This window comes from Paenibacillus senegalimassiliensis, from assembly GCF_001486585.1.
Classification (GTDB): domain Bacteria; phylum Bacillota; class Bacilli; order Paenibacillales; family Paenibacillaceae; genus Fontibacillus; species Fontibacillus senegalimassiliensis.
The window spans coordinates 1,544,888-1,564,465 of record NZ_LN909046.1 but is presented as its reverse complement, the minus strand read 5'-3'; the positions used below and the strand labels follow the sequence as shown (position 1 = coordinate 1,564,465).

Below are 19,578 nucleotides of genomic sequence, written 5' to 3'. Positions count from 1 at the left end.
GCCCGTTTGGGGCTGAAGTTTATTTTGCTTTGCGTTCATGCATGGAGAGACTGGAGGTATTTCAGTGCCTGAGCCATTTTATCCAGATACGCCGGGTTACCGTCCGAGCACATGAAGGTAATTGGCGGGACAGATGTCTGTGACGATGTATTGACCGATGACTCCGCTGCCCGCGGTACCTTTGGAAGATCCAGCATGTCGCATAGCCGATCTACCGTCCCCCCGGTGCCGTCGATTAATTCAATATGGGGTGGTAGCAGGTGATGCAGTATATTTTTATAGTAAGGGAAATGAGTGCATCCCAACACAATGGTACCGTATGAATCCAAATTTATTCCTGCCAGCTTACCTCGAAAATAGGCTTCGATCTCCTGGGGATCGAACATAAGCTGCTCGCAATACTGCACCAGCTCGGGAAGGGGCATGGAATCTACCACTTTATGATCGTCTACCCGATCTACCAGGTCATGATATTTGGTGAGGCTAAGCGTGAGTGAGGTGGCGAATACCAGCACACGTCGACCGGCCTCATGACTTCGGCGTACCGCTGGTTTGACCGCAGGCTCCATACCGATCACCGGAATATGGCTATAGGTGTTCCGCAACTCTTCGATGGCCGCGCTTGTTCCCGTATTACAGGCCACGACCAGCGCATCAACCTGCTCCTTCATAATCAGTTCCGCAGATTGCTGTACATAGCGTTTAACCTCGTTCAGGGTTTTGGTTCCATAGGGAACATGAAGTGTATCGGCAAAATATAAAAAATTCTCGCCCGGCAGCCTGCGCATGGCTTCCTGCAAAACGGTCAGACCGCCGATGCCTGAATCAAAAAATGCAATGCTCATGGGTTGTATCACCTTTATTATTTTGGTTTTTCGCGGGTAAAGTTGCAACGAAGCTGAAAAGTGCCTCCTCAAGCATCCCCTCGCGCCGCCTATCATCTTACCGCAAAATTACGGATCAATAAACTTATTTATTATATACTGGAAGCAGAGAAACAGTCACTAGGAAGAAAAGGAGCGGGAATATGAAGTCAAAGGAGACGGACAAGAGAGTAGTCAAAGCAGGAACAACTCGGATTCTACTTGCATTGAGTTACATTTGTGTACTCGTATTGCTGGCAGGCTGCCAGCAATCAACAGTTACCTATTCAGAGGATTTGCCCGAAGAGCGGGTTGGATCTATATCTATCGATCTCTTAGACACGAGTGATGAGGAATACTCTATTGTTAGTGCTACTGGAGCCGAAGCCAAGATGATATTCCTCCTTGATCCTGGTGAAGAGAAGGTTGGTCATATCAAGCTATGGGTGGACCACTACGTGAATGGAGAAAAGCAGGAATCTGTGATGGGAATGGGGACTACTCTTACATTTAATTTGGAAAGTTCAGATGAACTACTCCCTAAAATTTATTGGACTACGTATCCTTCATGGGAGGGCAAACAGGAAAATTGGGCTCTTGCCGTCAGACAACAGGGAGGTGTTAGCACCGGAAGATCAGTTATTCAAGGCTCCGACTTTGATAGTACGCTGACTCAGCCGGTGATGCATCTATCCTTGAATCTTGGTGATACCGGAACACTTGGGGTGCTTGCAAGGAACAAGGATAGGAGTTCGGTGGACAGTAATGTAGATGTCGAAAAGATGATTCAGGATCATCAAGAGGTTTATGTGCTTCGCTGTGTTATTAGTACAAATGGAGAGACGTGAGGAAAGAAGACAGCGAAAAGTGGAGTGATCAGGTAGTCGGAGAGCCTATATCGACTGTAGACTCTCCATTGTTCACCACGCTGCTAACGGGTATTGCCATAAGGGCCCGGCTGTCCGTATTCTTTCATTTTGCGGGATTGCTTGCTGCGCTCCCGGTCCGACCAATAGAACTGCAATGCCAGCCTGGCGCACAGTAAGGAGATTCCGAGGAATACCAAGGCCCAGACCAAGGCGGGCACTCCCGTCAAACGGGCTAGATTCGTCGCATCTCCGGCATCTCCGGGTGAAGTGAGCGAACGAAGCAACACGGTAATGGGGCCCATCACCGATTCCTCCAGGCAGAGGAACGACAGTAACAAATAGTAGAAATTGCGAATCTTCCCTCCGAACAATATAAACACTACATTGATGACGATAAACAGGATCAACCACCCCAGCCCGTATCCCCCACGTACGAATAGCAAGGCAGTGATTAATGCTAATGCACTGACTGTAATCAGTCCCGCCGCTTGTTGCTTGCGGGCATAACCATAGAAGAGAGCTACTGCAAACAGGGAAGCTGAGATATATCCGGCGAGTGATACCGCCAGTTGGCTCCATCCCGTCGTTAGCACGGAATAAGTGACCCCGCTATGATCGGGGTTCAACTCGATACGAAGAACCTGACCGGACATCAGCAAGGTCATGGCCGCATGACCCAATTCGTGGATCAGCGTATCCAGCATGCGGAACCAATCAGAGAATGGAATCAGCCTGGTCAGAATGGCCGCCCCGAGTAGAAAAAGAATGGCTTTCAGCCATCGGTTCATAAAAAGTTTCCTCCCTTGCTTGAATTCCAGTTGCTTTTCATTATAAAGGAGGGCAAAATAGTATTCAAAAGGCGAACAAACTTTCGGTTTGTTCTTGTTCGGTGATATAATAGTGTTCTAAATAGGTTCGTGTTCAAAAAGACAGATTTTTAGTACCAAAGCTTATGCTAGGCCCGGCTGAATTACTCCGTAATCAAAAGATGACTTTTTGAACTACCTTTAAATAGTGTCGGGATGGAGGTCTTTATACGATGAAGGACAATAAGGACAAGCCGTTCTTCTCCGACATGCCAGCCTGGGAAGGGCGACGAGCAGAGCGGATGGGACAGCCTGCATTCGCCGAACTCGAGATACAGGTCGAGCCGCCGGACCGTCAACAATCGGTGGGGGAGGGCGCAACTCGGGTGGTCGCTCCAGAGTCTTGGAGCCGTGAAGTGGACTGGCAGCAGGATTTCCGTTATATCTCCCGCGAACAGTTATTTGTCCGCAAGGGGAAGGAATTGGAGGTGAGCCAGGGGGATACGGCACAATTCGTTCCCTTTCAGACCTATTGGCCAACCTATGATGAAATGCAGCCCAGACAACTGAAATGGTATCTGTTCTGGCGGACAGAGGTGCGTTCGGGGCATTACCCGGATACGGACCTGTCATATTTATTTGTATATCTATATGAGCTGATTCACGGAATCGGCTGGGTGGAGCCGTCCGAGGGATACGCGCAAATCGAGCGGGTCTGGCAGGCTTACCGGGAGCGTTATCCCAAGCTGGACATTTATGTGCGCGAGTGGCTGTATGATTTTGCACTGATATTTCATCTGGGAGAGGCCCCTGTTAACCCACCGCTAACCAAGCTACCTCGTAGCTTGTCCATGGAACTGAAGGAACTGGAGTGGCAGCGAAAGTTCTCGGCTCACATACTGGAGTTAAGTTGGGACTTGCTCCGGATGCTCATTGATTACGAAGCTGAGAAGAGCCGTTATTACATAGAGCAGGGACGTAAGAATTTGCGGCATTATGCGCCCAAGATCGTTACTCTGGTCGACGGATATTTAAGGAAGGCGAAGGGAAGCCGGTTGCTGGAGCTATTTGTACCCCGGGAGAAGAAAATCTCCCGCTATCTGTTTCGTAGTGCAGTTTATGATCATGGGCAATATGGGCGGACCCGGGAGATAACAGTTCTTCCCTATAGCGAACATCCTCCCCTGCGCGCCTACTTGACCCAGTTAGTGCGGCTTACGGAGAATAAGCTGCGGGAGCTTGACGGGTTCAAGGGCCGACTGAAGGGCGTTACGGTCGAGCCGGATATAGAGCAACTTATAAGCCGCTATCTGCGCAATGAATATGCTCAGCGCGAGGCAGAAGTAGCCAAGGCACGGATGCCCAAGGTCAAGATTAACGTAGCCAAGCTGCGTAAGCTGAAGCAAGAATCGGATGAGGTGCGGGATATGCTGCTGTCCGAGGAAGCGTTGGTGTCGGAAAAGGGCCAAAAGGATATTTTCAGGAAAGACAGCGTTGGCGGTGATCAGATCCCTTCAACACGTCCGGTTCAGGCAGAGCTTGACTTTGAACACGGCTGGCAAGCGGAGGAGGAGACGGCCGTCGCGGCGGAATCGGGATGGCCTGAATTTCAGGCACTACCCGCGTGGGAAGAGACGGCTGGACTTGCCGAACAAATCGACCCGTCGCAGCTTGCCGGGGCAGGATGCCCCGCGGAGGAGAAGTCACGGGCTACTGAGTTGCCTGCACTTTCTTCTGCATGGCATGAACTGTTTGTAAGCCTATCGGTAAGCCAGCGTGGGATGCTCTTAAGCTTGCTGAACGGGGAGGGCTCTGCCGAGCGGCAGGCCATTGCCGAGCAAGCAGGCTCCATGCCGGAATTGTTGGTGGATGAAATCAATAACTTGGCCATGGAATGGCTGGGCGACTTGCTGGTTGACGGAGACGAAATTGTTGCAGAATATCGTGCTGAACTGCGGCAGATGCTGGAAGCCGGGCCAGAGTTGGTATAAAGACGGATCTCAAAAATGAGGTGATTAACGAATGAAATCGATGCAGATCCCCAAGCGGCTGACTACGGCGCTGGTTCATTCTTTGACAGCGGGTGTGGTTCCCCGCATCGGACTGGAGCATATCGCCGTAGGGCGTAAATTAGAAGTAGCATCCATCCTGCAGGATATGGATAATATTGCGGAAGGCGGGGCTGCGTTCCGTCTCATTACGGGCCGCTACGGAAGTGGTAAGAGCTTCTTGCTCCAGATGATCCGCAATTATGCAATGGATCGTGAGTTTGTGGTGGCTGATGCGGATTTATCGCCAGAACGCAGGCTGGTCGGAACCAAGGGACAGGGGCTGGCAACTTACCGGGAATTAATGATGCACTTGTCCACGCGGACAAGACCTGATGGCGGAGCGCTGGAGATGATGCTCCAGCGCTGGATTGCGGGGTTGCAGCAAGAGCAGATGCAACTCTCTGGTCTGGTGCCAGGCGACCCTCAGCTTCATGCTGCGGTAGAGCTACGTATCTATGCGGTGGCTAATGAGCTGCAAAATTTGGTGCATGGGTTTGACTTCGCCAAGGTGCTGGCTGCGTATTGGTCCGGCTATAAGCTGGGAGACGACGACCTCAAGGCGGCGGCACTGCGCTGGTTGCGTGGCGAATTCCCAACGAAGACGGAGGCGCGCCGGGAGCTTGGAGTCGGCGTCATTATTGATGACGACAACTGGTATGATTACATGAAGCTTTGGGGCGAATTTGCCGTGCGAATCGGCTACAAGGGACTGCTGCTCTTTATTGATGAGGGCGTTAATCTATATAAAATTACGAATAGTGTCTCGCGGCAGAGCAATTATGAGAAATTGCTGACGATGTTTAACGATACGATGCAGGGCAAAGCCCAATATCTCGGCATTTATCTTGGCGGAACTCCGCAATTTGTTGAGGATCAGCGCCGGGGCCTGTTTAGTTACGATGCGTTACGGTCCCGATTGATGGAAGGGCGATACAGCAGCAGTGGTAGTCTGCGCTCCTATGCTTCGCCGATATTGAAGCTGGACATGCTGTCTCACGAAGAGATTATGCTGCTCTTGCAGAAGCTGCGTGATATTCATGCCATGCACATGGGCTATGAGCCAAAGCTTGTGGACGAGCAGCTTGTTGTATTCATGCAAGCGGCGGTGAACCGGCTGGGTGCTGAAGAATTGCTGACGACCCGTGAAGTGGTGCGGGATTTCATGGATGTGCTGCATGTACTGCATCAGCATCCCGAGCTTGATTATGAGCAATTGATGGGCGAGCGGGAGCAAGAGTATGAAGCGTCCGGCGGTCGTAAGAATCAGCAAAAGGATGCCTCCACAGATGAAATGGATGATTTCCTGGCGGAGTTTGAGTTATGAGCGGCGCTGACTTATTTTCCCGTCTGGCGCCATTCATTCAGGAATATATCTACCGCAAGCAATGGGATACGCTGCGCGAGGCTCAACTGGAAGCGGCGCGGGTGCTGTTTGATACATCCCATCATTTGCTGATCGCCTCAGGTACCGCCTCGGGCAAAACGGAGGCGGCGTTCTTCCCGGCGCTTACAGAACTGCATAATCGGCCCTCAAGCTCGGTAGGCATCCTCTACATCGGCCCGCTCAAGGCGCTAATTAACGACCAATTTGAGCGAATCAGCGAGCTGTTGCGGGAAGGAGAAGTTCCTGTCTGGCACTGGCATGGCGATGTGGCTCAAGCCGAGAAGACCAAGCTGATGCAGCATCCCTGCGGCGTATTGCAGATTACTCCAGAGTCGCTGGAGGGGCTGCTGATGAATCGCCCGAATGCAATCCCCGCCTTATTCCACGATTTGCGGTACATTATGATTGATGAGGTGCATGCCTTCATGGGGGCGGACCGGGGGATTCAGGTGATTAGTCAATTGAACCGACTGGAGCGGATGGCTTCTTGCACGCCACGGCGAATTGGCTTGTCCGCTACCCTTAGCGATTACGATACCGCCGCTCATTGGTTGGGAGCAGGTACCCCTCAGCCCGTGGAGGTGGTAGCTCCTTCGGGGGGCAGAAAGCTCAAGTTATCGGTAGAGCATTTCTCCTTCCCTGATGCCAGGAACGAGCAGGAAGCCGAGCACTTGGAGCTGGCGAAACAGAACTACTATAACTATATTTATGACCATACACACCAGAAGAAAGCGTTGGTCTTTACCAACAGCCGTAGTGATGCGGAGTTGACCACGCTGGAGATGCGCCGCATTGCTGCCAAGCGGGAGGAACGCGATGTATTTCATGTCCATCACGGAAGCATCTCAGCCATGCTGCGGGAAGAGGCCGAAGCTGCGCTTCGCTCGGGTCCCGGTCCGGCGGTAGCTGCGGCAACGGTAACGTTGGAGCTTGGCATCGACCTTGGCGAATTGGAGCGGGTCATTCAGCTTGGGGCACCTTATAGCTGCTCCAGCTTCGTGCAGCGGCTGGGCCGTTCGGGTCGGCGCGGAGATCAGGCATCCGAGATGATGTTCCTGTGCGCCGAGGAGGAGGACGAAGAGGCCCAGCTTCCTGCCCGGATGCCCTGGATGCTGCTGCGAGCTATCGCCGTCATAGAGCTATATGTCCGAGAGCGCTGGGTTGAACCGGTAGATTTACGGCGTAAGCCCATAGGGGTGTTGTATCATCAGACCATGAGTATGCTTAAGAGCATCGGTGAGGCCGAACCAGCCGAGCTGGCGCGAGCGGTGCTGACATTGCCTGCATTCCGCGGTATCGACCCCGAAGAATACAAGGGACTTCTTCATTATCTACTGAAGACGGACCATATTCAGCAGACGGAGGAAGGCACGCTAATGATTGGGCTTGGTGGCGAGAAGGTAGTTAATAATTTTCGCTTCTATGCCGTGTTCAAGGATGATGAAGAACATGTTGTATATAACGGTTCCGAGGAGATCGGCAGTATTACCACAGTGCCCCCGCCGGGGTATTGCTTCTCGCTGGCGGGCAAGCTGTGGAAGGTCGAGGAAGTGGATAACAAGCATAAGGCGGTGTATGTCAAAGCTTCTCGAGGCAAGGTGGATACGCTGTGGCTGGGAGCTGGGGGAGATGTACATACCCGGGTCATGCAGAAGATGCGCGAAGTGCTGGAGGAGCATACTTTGTATTCGTATCTGGCACCCGGAGCAGCCAACCGGCTGGAAAGGGCGCGCCGCCTGGCTCGGGAAAGTGGTCTGTTGCGCAGCCCCGTGATCCCGGCCGGAGGGGATTCGCTATTTGTATTACCTTGGGCAGGCAGCAAGCAGTTCCGTACGCTGGAACGTTTGCTGAAGCATAACTTGAAGGAGTCGATGGGCTTGCGGCAAGTGGTGCCTATGGAACCTTATTATATGGTGGTTGCCGGAAAGGCAGGAGCCGATGAATTGCTTGACAGTATTCGGTCTGAGCTTGCAGTAGCCCCGGGCCCGGAGGCATTGCTCGATGTGGACGAAGCTCCGTATCTTGGCAAATATGATGAATTTGTGCCTCCCGAGTTAGTTCGGCGTGCTTTTGCTGCCGATGGATTGGATGTAACTGGCTTGTCCGAGGCACTGAGCAAGTTATAACAGAAATATCGATTGAATCGATCAAAGGAGAAGATAACGATGGCGGCAAAATCAAAAATTGTCCTGCCGCAGCTTCCTGCGGATTTGGCTGAAGCTCGGAGAGAGGACCTGCTAGAAGATGAAGATCATGAACTGGTGAATCGGTTGCTGAGCGGTGTACATATCGAACGAGAGGTCATGGATAAATGCATTTTATCCAAGGTACTACTGCGTAGCTGTTCCTTTGCCCATACCCGGTTCGAGCATATCGATTTGACAGATGTGGTACTAGAGAATTGCGACTTGTCTAATGCCGTACTACACCGTGGCATCGTTCATCGTGTTCATTTCAAGGATTGTAAGTTGACAGGAATCAATCTATCCAAGGCCAATATGGGTTCGGTCACGTTTGAGAACTGCGTCATGAATCTGAGTGATTTAGCTGAAGCTTCGCTCAAGCAAATACGCTTTGTCACGTGCTCGCTACAGCATGCTAGCTTCTACGGCAGCAAGCTGAAGGACATCGAATTTGAGGAATGCCAACTGAACGAGGCCGATTTTAATGAAACATCGCTGAAAGGCATCGATATCAGCACTTGTACTTATGACCGAATAGATATTCCAGTACGGGCATTGGCCGGTTGCACGGTATCTCCCGAGCAAGCCATTGGCTTCTCCAAGCTGCTGGGATTAGATATCAAGGATTAACCCACGACAACTTGTCAGGATTTCCACTTTGAGGAATGTCACATCGTTTAGTCCGGATGACTTGCTAAGATGAGAGAAAAGTGGAGGCGGGTGAAGATTTGTTCCATGTAATCAGTTTGATTATACCTGCTGTAGTTTTGTTGCCTAATTTTTTATTCTGGGCGTGGCCTCCAGAGGGGATGCCCTCTTCCGTACAGGCTGTTCAGGTGCATCTTGGACTGAAGGTAGCGGAGGGTGCAGGACGGGTAGGGGTTATGGTGGTGCCTCTTTTTTACGGTATACATATGAATCAAAGCTTAGCCAGTCTAGCGCTGGTCATCATGATCATTGCCATGCTGCTCTATTCGGTAGGGTGGGTGCGGTATCTTCGCCAGGGGAGGAGATATTATTGGTTATTTGCACCGCTGTGGGGAATTCCGGTGCCCATGGCGATTATGCCCGTACTGTATTTCTTGGCTTCTTCCCTGCTGCTGGAGTCTATTCCTATGCTCGTAAGTGCCATTATTCTGGGTATAGGGCATATTCCGTCAAGTCTTCAAATCTATCGGAACCTGGAACCAGGGCAAGCGTGACAACAGCATAGTAACATAGGGGCGGAAGAGGGTTCCGCCCCTATTGCTGCATCAGCTTAATTGATTTTGGTGAGCCGCCATCTTTGAGCATCCGTGCCGTTGTCCGTCCATTGCTGCACGACAGCACCGTCGGCAGTCGATGAATTTGACACGTCCATCACCAGTCCGCTGGCTTTGGATACCAGCTTGTAGTAACCTCCGCCTGCATCGACAATTCTCCATCGTTGTGCATCGGTACCATAATCGACGACTTGCTGGAGCTGAACGCCTCGATCCGAGGTGCCATAAGGTACATCAATCACCAGCCCGCTGTGCATGGCGGTTAGCTTGTAATAGCCGTCGCCCATATGATCCACGCGGAAACGCTGATTGTTACCGTTATTAGAAGTCCATTGGTGCAATTTGGCGCCATCGGCAGTGGAACTACTTGCTACATCAAGTACTTTGCCGCTGACCTTGGAGGTTAAAGTATAAACAGCCCCGCTCTCGATACCCTGTCCTGGTGAGGCTTGATCCTGATACACTCTCACATAATCGACCAGCATTTGTGCAGGGAATGCGGTAGAACTGTTCGGGCTGCCCGGCCAGTTCCCACCTACAGCCAAATTCAGCAGGATAAAAAATGACTTCTGGAATTCTTCGGTACTTCCAACACCATTGGCAATAAGAATCTCATTATACTGAACGCCATCCACGAACCAGCGGATATAGTTGGCGTCCCATTCTATGCTGTATACGTGGAACTGCGAGAAATCGAGATTGCCTGAGGTCCGGCCGAATTCGGCATGGCCTCCTGCATCCCAGTGGACTGTTCCGTTGACGGATGGGTTATGATTGACATGCTCCATAATGTCGATTTCGCCACAATAAGGCCAGCCTACCGAACTGATATTGTCGCCCAACATCCAGAAGGCAGGCCAGATTCCTTGTCCGGTTGGAATTTTAATACGTGCTTCGATTTTACCGTATTTGAAGCTTTTTAATCCTTGAGTTTTGATACGTGCAGAAGTGTAATTCATGCCCCCGTAGTTTTCCTTCTGTGCGGTAATGACGAGATTGCCGCCAGTCACCTGGAGGTTTTGCGATCGGTTGGTGTAATACTGAAGCTCATTATTTCCCCAGCCCGATGATCCGGTGCCGATTTCGGCGGTCCAATTGGATGTATTTAACGAGGAGCCGTTAAATTCATCGGACCAGACCAAATTCCAGTTAGCTGCATTCGCCGTGCCAGAAGGTGGTATAAAGGCGATCAGGAGTGTGACCAGCAGAAATAGGTAGAGAGGTTTACTACGTCTTGGCATTGCATTCGCTCCTTCAAATAGAGTGGGTCTTGCATTTCAAATTTGAAGATGTTGACAAATGAACAAAAAAATGATAGCGCTATCAGATATAGATTACCATTTTGTGATATCATTTACAATTATATTCTTCTTTATTTTGAAAATATTTACATAGATTTGGAGTGGCTGTGAAGGTGTATAATGAACCACAAATTTAGGCAATTGCATGAATAGGGAGGGTTAACTATGAAATATTTCAAGAAGCTGGTGGGAGATCGGGTATATCTATCCCCGGTCAATCCGGAAGATGTGGAAAAGTATACCCACTGGATAAATAATCTTTCTTTATCGGTAAAGCTGGGGGTGTCCAGAGAGGTATTCGGAATACAGCGAGAACAGGAGATTTTGCAGGACATGGCGAAGGAAGGGCACCATTTTGCTATCGTTTCCCTTCAGAATCATGAGTTACTGGGGAGTTGCTCTTTATTCTCAATCCATCCCGTTCATCGCACAGCCGAGGCCGGTATTTTCATAGGAGAAGAAGCATCACGGGGGCAGGGCTTTGGAACAGAAGCTCTACAGTTGCTTTGCGAGTATGGCTTCCAGTTATTAAACGTTCAGAATATTATGCTGCGATTATACGAGTTCAACAAGCCGGCTCTTCGGAGCTACGAGAAGGCAGGCTTCCGTGAGATTGGCCGTCGTACACAAAGCTACTATGTCAACGGGCACTATTTTGACGAGATCTTCATGGAGATGCTGCCACAGGATTTGACCGCTCATCGTCTAAGTGCCACGCTCCCCGTTAAGCCTTGAGTATATAACTAATGACGTGTGAACAAAATGAGAGGGGGTTGTTTGAAATCGGTAGGGAAGGGTTATGTAAAAAGATAACAGCAGTTCTCCTAACGGGCTATGCTTTATTGCTGGCGTATTGGATGCTGCTCGGCTTTGGCAGGACCACGCAGGAGTCTTATATGTACAATGTGCTGCCGTTTCATACGATACTCCAATTTTTCGGGTCCCGGGATTTCCTGTCAAGTGCGTGGCTGATCAATATCGTCGGGAATATCGGCGTATTTGTTCCGTTTGGGATCGGCTTGCCCATCCTGTGTAAAGGAAAACTGCAGTTAGCACTCCCACTCTTCCTGCTTGGGGTACTGGTGCTGGAATTGTTGCAACTTGTACTAAGAAGAGGCAGCTTTGACGTCGACGACTTTATTCTGAATACGGCTGGTTTTTGGCTAGGGTATGCGCTATTCAGGCAGCTTCCCTGGCTTCATGAACAACAAGATCAAAAGGAGTGAGCATGATGAAGACGAACAAATGGCAACGGTATGTGCTTACCTTAGTTATCTTGGCTATCGCTTTACTTCCTGCGCAGGTTGCAGCGGCGCACACCAATCAAGGGAAGAAGTGGCAGCATGACGGACCTCGATCCAAGATGACGGAGTGTGCTCCCCGAGCAGACGATGCCCATGCGGATTTAACTCGAGTTAATTACACCAAAGCAGAGCGCAAAGAAATTGCTCAAGCATTTGCCAAGTTTGAATCCTTTGAAACGCCCTACGCCCCAAGGAAGATGACAAAAGGGGACAGCTTCGAAAAAGTGGTTGCTTCTGATGATGGGGTTCAATTCATATTTGACCGGATGACGGTCAACATCTCCCCGCGAGATTATGCTTACGCTTATGAGGGGGAAGCGGTAACCTTGTCCAATGGAGTTCAGGCCAAGTGGTACACACCCGATCAGACACCTTTGCTTTCCTTTGCCTTGAAGGACCGGTTCGTGACGATAAGCTCGCCGGACGGAGAGTTGAGCCGCTCGCAACTGGAGAAAGTAGCTGTGACGGTAGCCAAGCTTAGATAGTGGACCTCGATCTGTTAAATCAGGTCTGCCTAGCGCATATGCGCTTTGGCAGGCCTTTTTTTGATTAAACATTTACTTCATATGGCATTTTGCCTAAGATTGAGGGAGCGGAAGCAAAAAAGAGAGCCAAATTTGCTTTGTAACGGCATAGGATGGGAACAGGGGGCATTTATTTGACATATACGCATCTTTTATTTGACGCGGACGATACATTGTTTGATTATCCGAAGGCAGAGAGCAGCGCGCTGCTTGGCACATTGGAATACGAGGGGCTGCCTGGCACGGTAGAGGTGATGGAAGCCTATCAAAGCATTAACCAGCAACTTTGGCGGGAGTTCGAACAGGGGACGATAACACTGGCTTCCCTAAGAACAGAGCGCTTTGCTCGTTTATTTACACAGCTTGGCTTGAAGACACGTTCCGAGGTGGAGCTAATCAGCGAATATTATTTGGACCGGCTGGGTGAAGGGCATGAACTGATTGATGGCGCTTATGAAATTTGTTCGTCGCTGATGGAAGCTGGATATCGCTTGTCCATTATCACCAATGGAATCAAGAAGGTGCAGACGAGCCGTATTGCCAAATCAGCCTTGAACGGAATGTTCGAGCAAATTATCGTATCGGAGGACACCGGGTATCAGAAGCCGCATCCGGGGATCTTCGACTACGCCTTTAACAAGCTGGGTATCACTGACAAAAGCCGGGTAATGATCATTGGGGATTCCTTGACCTCCGACATGCAGGGCGGTATCAGTTATGGTATTGCTACCTGCTGGTTCAATCCGCAAGGTAAGCCTAATACGCTTGGGCTTCAGCCAACCTATGAAATTCGCAGTTTGGCTGAGATTAAGGCCTTGGTCGCTTCAGGCCGTAAATTATTCATGTAGGAGGCGGTGCACATGATTCAGTGTCCATGGTGCGGGGAACGGGTCATCCTGATTGGTGGGGTGTGCCCGGATTGCAAGCATGAGGTGTTGCCGGAGCATTTGGAGGGCAAGCCTGGACCCGAGGAGGAGCAAGGGGTGTCCGAACCCACTCGGGTCATGGATCATTTTGACTTGCCGGTGGTACTGCAACATCGGTTCAAATGTGTCAAGTGCGGCGGCCGGGACAGCTCAGTACAGGAAGTGTCCATGACGGGCGCGGGGCTCAGCAAGCTGCTTGATGTCCAGCATCATCACTACTTGCTCGCATCCTGCCTTCATTGTGGATACGTAGAGATGTACAACCCCGATGTATTGAAGGGGCATACCACAGGTAAATTTTCCACGATTCTAGATATTTTATTTGGCCGATAGGGAACTTCATTTGACGACAACTTCTTTTGTTCTGCATCCAGACGTAGTAAAATGGGGGAAATCGGAAAAAAAGGAGTTGTCAGGATGTTTCTGCTACAGGCAGATGATTTTACCAGATACCGATTTTTGTCGGGCGTGGAGCTTTCTCCAAACGGCAAATATGCGGCCTACTGCGTCAAGACGAGTAATAAAGAGAAGAAGGGTTACTTATCTGACCTATGGATTAGTGAAGTCTCCGGCGGTACTGTGAAGCAGTACACAGGGATGGGGGACTTGGGAGCCTTTCGTTGGCTGGACGATGACACTTTGTTTATCCAGGCTAACCGGGAGCACGAAGACAAGACCCCTCATCCGCTGGAACCACGGACCCATTTCTATACGCTTAGTTTTGATGGCGGGGAAGCCTTGAAAGCCTTCTCTATTCCGCTTAAGGTCAGCGAGATTCATCCACTATGGGGAACGCTGTGGGCGGTCAAAGCGGTATATGATCATAATAGTCCCAATGTGACCGGTTTCAGCGAAGAGGATAAAGAGAAGGCGCGGCGCTCCTATCAAGAAGAGCAGGATTACACGGTGCTGGATGAAATCCCCTTCTGGCATAACGGAGAGGGTATATCGAACAAGAAGCGTAATCGCGTCTATTTGTTTGATGCTGCGGATGAGCATTTGACGCCAATTACGGGGGAATGGTTCGATACCGTCTTACTGAAGGTTAGTGAGGATAAGAAGCGCATCTTGTTTACCGGACAGGAATTTTTCAATAAAATGGAGCTCACCGACTCGCTGTGGACCTATGATATTGAACAGGGACGGCTGGAGGAGCGAGTTCCAATGGGTACATATCAGTTTCGCACGGCCGACTTTCTGGGAGAGGATATCATATTCGCCGCTTCGGAATGCCGCAAATTTACGATTAACGAGAACCCTTCCTTTTTAAGACTGAAGCCGGATGGAGACATTATTCGCTTTGCAGACCCTGATCTTTCTCTGGGCAATAGCGTAGGGACGGATTCTCGTCTGGGGGCAGGCAAAGGTGTGGCGGTCACAGAGCAAGGTGTGTATTGTATCGTAACGGACCGGTATTGCTCCAGGTTGTGCCGCATATCGTACGATGGAAGTGTGGAGTTTGTTAGCCGTCGTGAGGGTGCGGTAGACTGCTTTGCCATGAATGGAGATGGCACTGTGGTATTTGTCGGGATGCGAGAGCAGCGACTTCAAGAGCTTTACAGACTGGACTTGCATTCAGGCGAAGAGACTCCACTTAGCAGCTTCAACGAATCGGCACTGGAGGACAAGTATGTGGCCGTGCCGCAGCCGCTGACCTGGATCAATTCAGATGGAGTGGAGCTTGACGGCTGGGTGCTCCTGCCTAAGGATTACGACCCGGAGCGCCGATACCCGGCGATCCTGAATATTCACGGCGGACCCAAGACCGTATATGGCACATTGTACGTCCATGAGATGCAGCTTTGGGCCAATGAAGGTTATTTCGTGCTGTTCAGTAATCCTCGGGGGGGAGACGGACGAGGTAATGATTTTGCCGATATCCGTGGGCGTTATGGCACGATCGATTACGAGGATATTATGGAATTTACCGACCAGGTGCTGGGGGCTTATCCCGCGATTGATTCGCGTAGAGTGGGAGTGACCGGGGGCAGCTATGGGGGCTTTATGACGAACTGGATTATCGGGCATACGGACCGCTTCGCCGCCGCCGTCTCTCAGCGCTCGATTGCTAACTGGATATCGATGTGCTGCACAACGGATATCGGGTACTATTTTGCCACGGAGCAGACCGCCTCAAGTCCTTGGGATGGGGCAGATCGCATGTGGGAGCAGTCTCCACTCAAGTATGCCGACCGGGTTACAACACCAACGCTATTCCTGCATTCAGATGAGGATTTGCGCTGCTGGCAGGTGGAGGCACTGCAAATGTTCACGGCGCTTAAAATGCATGGCGTAGAATCGCGCTTGTGTATGTTCAAGGGAGAGAATCATGATTTGTCCCGCTCCGGCAAGCCGCATCACCGAATTCGCCGGCTGAAGGAAATCTCGGATTGGTTCAGACGTTACTTGCAATAGTTCATGCAAATTACATATTTGAATTTAAATGAAGGGGACCCCGCCGAAGATGGCGGGGTTCCCTTCGCATCTTGCTTTTTCCCTTTTGGAATATGGATTTGTCCCATGATTAAAGGCGTCAAGGATTTTGGAATTAGGGTAGATTTCCCTGTTGATGGCAGTGTATCATAGATTTGTAACGATGTTGACAGAAAGAAAGGATTGAAGCTATGGATTCATTGCTGATCCGTCCGGCAAGGATGAGCGATATCGATGGGATTCGCGAGGTTGCCGTGGAGACGTGGAATAGCACTTATGAGACAATTTATCCGGAGCACTTCATCGCTGCTTATCTGACTCAAGCTTATGCCAAGAGCAGTTTGGAACAAAGTATCATACAGGATGAGGCAAGAATGGCACGTAAATTTCTGGTGGCGTTATGGGACGGAGAGGTTGTAGGCTTCGGTCAGTTGTCTGAGCCGAAGAATGGTGCAAGTGAATTAACAAGGCTGTATGTACTTAAGGAATATCAGCGCAAAGGAATTGGTAAGCGGTTGCTGAATGAATTGCTTCGGCTGGACGCATCGCTGATGGAGATTTATGCCTGGTGCGAGCGTGAGAATGATATCGGCACGGTATTTTATCAATATAATGGATTTGAATACGCGGAAGAGAAGGAAGAATGGCTATTCGATTACCGTACGATCATGTCCAAATATGTCAAACGAATTTGACGGAAATGATAGATTAAGCGACAATGATTGCAAATATGGAGTGCCGGCGGATGATAAACTTATGGATGCGGAGGGCCCTTAGGGGTTCCCGTACCCCTTTGTGAACGCGCGTTCGTAAAATTCCGCAGCGAGCATTTACAGACAGGAGAGAAGAAGCAATGAGTCAATCTAGACTTGGACAACCACTGGAGGGCTTTGCCGAATACAGCAGGATTGCGGCAGCCGAAGGGGGCGTACTGCTGAAGAACGAGAACGAAATGCTCCCGCTTGGGAACGATGAAATTGTATCCGTTTTCGGAAGATGCCAAATTGATTATTACCGCAGCGGAACCGGCTCAGGCGGAGCCGTAAATGTGGAATATGTGGTGAATATACTGGAAGGACTACGGGCTAATAAGGGGATTAACATAAATGAAACGCTAGCGGGGCGTTACGAGCAGTGGATCAGTGAGCATCCATTCGATAATGGCGGCGGAGGTTGGGCTGCCGAGCCTTGGTGTCAGGCAGAGATGCCACTCACTGATGAGATCGTTGCCGAGGCGAGAAGCACTTCTGGCAAAGCCGTCATTGTCATTGGACGTACGGCTGGAGAGGACCAGGACAATGCTGACACAGAGGGCAGCTACCGGCTTACCGCTCAGGAACTGGACAATTTGCGTACGGTCACCCGGCATTTTGAACGAGTTGCGGTAGTGATGAACGTCTCCAACGTAATTGATATGAGTTGGGTTGAGGATGAAGCTCACCAGGGACATATTCAGGCAGTGTTGTATGTGTGGCAAGGGGGAATGATCGGGGGACATGCTGTGGCCGATTTGCTGTCCGGGGATGTTGTCCCTAGCGGGAAGCTGACGGATACGATTGCTTTCCATATTGAGGACTACCCTTCTACGGCGAACTTCGGGGATGAGGTCAGGAACTTTTACCAGGAGGACATTTATGTAGGTTACCGTTATTTTGAAACATTTTGCCCGGAGAAGGTGCAATTTCCCTTTGGTTACGGACTGTCCTATACCACCTTTGATTGGAGGATTGAGCAGGTTCGCTGTACGGGTGACGGGGTAGACGCCTGCGTGGAGCTTGAAGTGGCTGTGACCAATACCGGGGAGAAGTATACCGGCAAGGAGGTCATCCAGCTCTACTATGAGGCGCCGCAAGGGAAGCTGGGTAAGCCGTCTCGCGCGCTGGGGGCATTTGCCAAAACTGGGCTGCTACAGCCTGGTCAAACCGAGGTGATTGAGCTTCGTTTGCCAGTCAAGCGGATGGCCTCTTATGATGACGGTGGAGCGACGGGCCATAAAGCCTGTTATGTGCTGGAAGCGGGAGATTACAAGCTTCATGTGGGCAACAGTGTGCGCCGGACTGAGGAAGTCAGCTTGGCTGGAGAAGTGGCGGTTAGCATGGGTCAATTGCTGCTCGTAGAGCAGGTGACGGAAGCGGCAGCCCCTATGGAGGCCTTCACCCGTTTGAAGCCAGGCAACCGCAAGGTGGATGGTACTTATGAGATGGCTTACGAGGAAGTGCCGCAGCGTACCGTATCGCTGGGACAACGTATTGAAAGCCAGTTGCCGAAGACGTTCCCGGTGACGGGCGACCGGGGCGTACGGCTCAAGGATGTGCAGGCCGGGAACGCCAGCCTTGAGGCTTTCGTTGCCCAATTGACGGCTGAGGAATTGGCTGTCCTAGTGCGGGGCGAAGGCATGAGCAGCCCGAAGGTAACGCCGGGAACGGCTGCCGCCTTTGGCGGGCTTGGTGACAGCTTGAGCGACTATGGGATTCCAGTCGGCTGTGCGGCAGACGGTCCGTCCGGCATCCGGATGGATAGCGGCCATAAGGCGACCCAACTTCCTATCGGCACGTTGCTGGCTTCCAGTTGGGATATCCCGTTGGTGGAGTCCCTTTATGTCATGGAGGGGCAGGAACTGCTGCGAAATGAGATTGATACCTTGCTGGGACCGGGGATCAACATCCATCGCCATCCATTAAACGGACGGAATTTTGAATATTTCTCCGAGGACCCCTTGCTGACCGGGTGCTTTGCCGCTGCAGTAACGCGCGGCATCCACGAAGGCGGCTCGCATGCTACTGTGAAGCACTTTGCCGGTAACAACCAGGAACACGCCCGCTCCAAGGTCGATACGGTGGTGTCCGAACGGGCTTTGCGCGAGATATACCTGAAGGGCTTTGAGCTTACGGTCAAGGAGGGCGGAGCCAGGTCGATTATGACCTCCTATAATCCGGTTAATGGGCATTGGGCTGCATCCAATTATGATCTGAACACAACGATTCTCCGAAATGAATGGGGTTATGAAGGGATCGTTATGACGGATTGGTGGGCGGTCATGAACGATTGCGAGAAGGGCGGGCCGGCGGATGCCACGTACACTTCGTTTATGGTGCGAGCCCAGAACGACCTGTATATGGTCATTAACAACAACGGGGCCGAAATTAATGCCCGGGGAGACAACACGCTGGAGTCGCTGGCGGCCGGCACGTTAACCTTGGGTGAATTGCAGCGTTGTGCCATTAATATCTGCCGATTCCTAATGAATGCTCCGGTATTTGCCCGGGAGCCGAAGCCGCTGGGGGATATCCGTCTGTTCCATTCCGGAAATAAGGCTGCCGCGGCTTCGGGCTTGCCGTACGAGCTGTCTAAGGCAGAGGGGGTCCGCATCGTTCCACAAGCCAAGCAAGCTACATGGCTACAGGTAACGGAAGCGGGAGTTTATGGACTCATGGTCCGTATGCGTTATGCCGCTTCAAATCTGTCGCAGTCCGCTTGCAATTTGCTGTTAAATGGGGAACTGCTGACCACGATCCAAACGAACGGAACCGATGGGAAATGGGTTGCTGAGAAGCTGCTGCGTTTTGAACTGGAAGAGGGCTATTATGAGCTCACATTCGATGAGATCAAGCCAGGACTGGAAATTGGCTGGCTGGAGTTCATGAATTCATAAAATGACTTTCTGGACAACCT

17 protein-coding genes are annotated in these 19,578 nt (G+C 51.0%); 14 read left to right on the top strand and 3 right to left on the bottom strand.

Annotated elements, in window-relative coordinates; all coding sequences use genetic code 11:
- Positions 1-35: 35 nt before the first annotated feature.
- Positions 36-845: a glutamate racemase gene (gene murI, locus BN3279_RS21310; protein WP_059053772.1), complete on the bottom strand. Its 810-nt coding sequence runs from the start codon at positions 843-845 to the stop codon at positions 36-38.
- Between the two features lie 182 nt (positions 846-1,027).
- Between murI and BN3279_RS21305 the strand changes: the two genes are divergently transcribed.
- Positions 1,028-1,711 carry a hypothetical protein gene (locus BN3279_RS21305; protein ID WP_059053769.1) on the top strand — a complete coding sequence of 228 codons (684 nt, stop codon included), beginning with the start codon at positions 1,028-1,030 and terminating at the stop codon, positions 1,709-1,711.
- Between the two features lie 83 nt (positions 1,712-1,794).
- Here the strand turns inward: BN3279_RS21305 and BN3279_RS21300 are convergent, their stop codons facing one another.
- Positions 1,795-2,520 carry a M50 family metallopeptidase gene (locus BN3279_RS21300; RefSeq protein WP_059053767.1) on the bottom strand — a complete coding sequence of 242 codons (726 nt, stop codon included), beginning with the start codon at positions 2,518-2,520 and terminating at the stop codon, positions 1,795-1,797.
- A gap of 251 nt (positions 2,521-2,771) precedes the next feature.
- On the opposite strand from BN3279_RS21300, the gene BN3279_RS21295 reads away from it, so the two are divergent.
- From BN3279_RS21295 to BN3279_RS21275, 5 genes are all read left to right on the top strand, one after another.
- The gene (locus tag BN3279_RS21295; protein ID WP_059053766.1) at positions 2,772-4,529 is read left to right on the top strand and encodes a TerB N-terminal domain-containing protein; all 1,758 of its coding nucleotides are present in this window, start codon (positions 2,772-2,774) and stop codon (positions 4,527-4,529) included.
- Positions 4,530-4,560: 31 nt separating this feature from the next.
- The gene (locus BN3279_RS21290) at positions 4,561-5,913 is read left to right on the top strand and encodes an ATP-binding protein (RefSeq protein ID WP_059053764.1); all 1,353 of its coding nucleotides are present in this window, start codon (positions 4,561-4,563) and stop codon (positions 5,911-5,913) included.
- The gene (locus tag BN3279_RS21285; RefSeq protein ID WP_059053762.1) at positions 5,910-8,099 is read left to right on the top strand and encodes a DEAD/DEAH box helicase; all 2,190 of its coding nucleotides are present in this window, start codon (positions 5,910-5,912) and stop codon (positions 8,097-8,099) included. The genes BN3279_RS21290 and BN3279_RS21285 overlap by 4 nt, the downstream gene beginning before the upstream one ends.
- A 39-nt stretch (positions 8,100-8,138) precedes the next feature.
- Positions 8,139-8,786 carry a pentapeptide repeat-containing protein gene (locus BN3279_RS21280; RefSeq protein ID WP_059053759.1) on the top strand — a complete coding sequence of 216 codons (648 nt, stop codon included), beginning with the start codon at positions 8,139-8,141 and terminating at the stop codon, positions 8,784-8,786.
- Between the two features lie 80 nt (positions 8,787-8,866).
- The gene (locus BN3279_RS21275) at positions 8,867-9,358 is read left to right on the top strand and encodes a hypothetical protein (RefSeq protein ID WP_187377827.1); all 492 of its coding nucleotides are present in this window, start codon (positions 8,867-8,869) and stop codon (positions 9,356-9,358) included.
- Positions 9,359-9,414: 56 nt separating this feature from the next.
- Here the strand turns inward: BN3279_RS21275 and BN3279_RS21270 are convergent, their stop codons facing one another.
- On the bottom strand, positions 9,415-10,659 hold the full coding sequence (locus BN3279_RS21270) for an RICIN domain-containing protein (RefSeq protein ID WP_059053755.1): 1,245 nt from the start codon (positions 10,657-10,659) through the stop codon (positions 9,415-9,417).
- A gap of 225 nt (positions 10,660-10,884) precedes the next feature.
- Between BN3279_RS21270 and BN3279_RS21265 the strand changes: the two genes are divergently transcribed.
- The 8 genes from BN3279_RS21265 to BN3279_RS21230 all read left to right on the top strand — a co-directional run bounded on the left by BN3279_RS21265 (position 10,885) and on the right by BN3279_RS21230 (position 19,558).
- Positions 10,885-11,454 carry a GNAT family N-acetyltransferase gene (locus tag BN3279_RS21265; protein ID WP_059053753.1) on the top strand — a complete coding sequence of 190 codons (570 nt, stop codon included), beginning with the start codon at positions 10,885-10,887 and terminating at the stop codon, positions 11,452-11,454.
- A 107-nt stretch (positions 11,455-11,561) separates the two neighbouring features.
- On the top strand, positions 11,562-11,945 hold the full coding sequence (locus tag BN3279_RS21260; protein WP_232436901.1) for a VanZ family protein: 384 nt from the start codon (positions 11,562-11,564) through the stop codon (positions 11,943-11,945).
- 5 nt (positions 11,946-11,950) lie between these two features.
- Positions 11,951-12,508, top strand: coding sequence for a hypothetical protein (locus tag BN3279_RS21255; protein WP_059053749.1), 558 nt, complete (start codon positions 11,951-11,953; stop codon positions 12,506-12,508).
- 173 nt (positions 12,509-12,681) lie between these two features.
- Complete coding sequence (locus BN3279_RS21250; protein ID WP_059053747.1) at positions 12,682-13,395, top strand: YjjG family noncanonical pyrimidine nucleotidase; 714 nt, start codon at positions 12,682-12,684, stop codon at positions 13,393-13,395.
- Positions 13,396-13,407: 12 nt separating this feature from the next.
- Positions 13,408-13,806 (top strand): zinc ribbon domain-containing protein, encoded by a 399-nt coding sequence (locus tag BN3279_RS24420; RefSeq protein ID WP_082673159.1) that lies wholly within the window; start codon positions 13,408-13,410, stop codon positions 13,804-13,806.
- Positions 13,807-13,890: 84 nt separating this feature from the next.
- On the top strand, positions 13,891-15,888 hold the full coding sequence (locus BN3279_RS21240; protein ID WP_059053745.1) for an alpha/beta hydrolase family protein: 1,998 nt from the start codon (positions 13,891-13,893) through the stop codon (positions 15,886-15,888).
- A gap of 209 nt (positions 15,889-16,097) precedes the next feature.
- A complete protein-coding gene (locus BN3279_RS21235) occupies positions 16,098-16,601 on the top strand; it encodes a GNAT family N-acetyltransferase (protein WP_059053743.1) in 504 nt (167 codons plus the stop codon).
- 158 nt (positions 16,602-16,759) lie between these two features.
- On the top strand, positions 16,760-19,558 hold the full coding sequence (locus tag BN3279_RS21230) for a glycoside hydrolase family 3 protein (protein WP_059053741.1): 2,799 nt from the start codon (positions 16,760-16,762) through the stop codon (positions 19,556-19,558).
- Positions 19,559-19,578 lie beyond the last annotated feature (20 nt).

Coding starts and splice junctions, on each gene's coding strand:
- BN3279_RS21265 (WP_059053753.1), top strand. CDS start 10,885: ATGAAATATTTCAAGAAGCTGGTGGGAGATCGGGTATATCTATCCCCG.
- BN3279_RS24420 (WP_082673159.1), top strand. CDS start 13,408: ATGATTCAGTGTCCATGGTGCGGGGAACGGGTCATCCTGATTGGTGGG.
- BN3279_RS21290 (WP_059053764.1), top strand. CDS start 4,561: ATGAAATCGATGCAGATCCCCAAGCGGCTGACTACGGCGCTGGTTCAT.
- BN3279_RS21280 (WP_059053759.1), top strand. CDS start 8,139: ATGGCGGCAAAATCAAAAATTGTCCTGCCGCAGCTTCCTGCGGATTTG.
- BN3279_RS21255 (WP_059053749.1), top strand. CDS start 11,951: ATGAAGACGAACAAATGGCAACGGTATGTGCTTACCTTAGTTATCTTG.
- BN3279_RS21235 (WP_059053743.1), top strand. CDS start 16,098: ATGGATTCATTGCTGATCCGTCCGGCAAGGATGAGCGATATCGATGGG.
- BN3279_RS21305 (WP_059053769.1), top strand. CDS start 1,028: ATGAAGTCAAAGGAGACGGACAAGAGAGTAGTCAAAGCAGGAACAACT.
- BN3279_RS21240 (WP_059053745.1), top strand. CDS start 13,891: ATGTTTCTGCTACAGGCAGATGATTTTACCAGATACCGATTTTTGTCG.
- BN3279_RS21300 (WP_059053767.1), bottom strand. CDS start 2,520: ATGAACCGATGGCTGAAAGCCATTCTTTTTCTACTCGGGGCGGCCATT.
- BN3279_RS21270 (WP_059053755.1), bottom strand. CDS start 10,659: ATGCCAAGACGTAGTAAACCTCTCTACCTATTTCTGCTGGTCACACTC.
- BN3279_RS21285 (WP_059053762.1), top strand. CDS start 5,910: ATGAGCGGCGCTGACTTATTTTCCCGTCTGGCGCCATTCATTCAGGAA.
- BN3279_RS21230 (WP_059053741.1), top strand. CDS start 16,760: ATGAGTCAATCTAGACTTGGACAACCACTGGAGGGCTTTGCCGAATAC.
- BN3279_RS21295 (WP_059053766.1), top strand. CDS start 2,772: ATGAAGGACAATAAGGACAAGCCGTTCTTCTCCGACATGCCAGCCTGG.
- murI (WP_059053772.1), bottom strand. CDS start 845: ATGAGCATTGCATTTTTTGATTCAGGCATCGGCGGTCTGACCGTTTTG.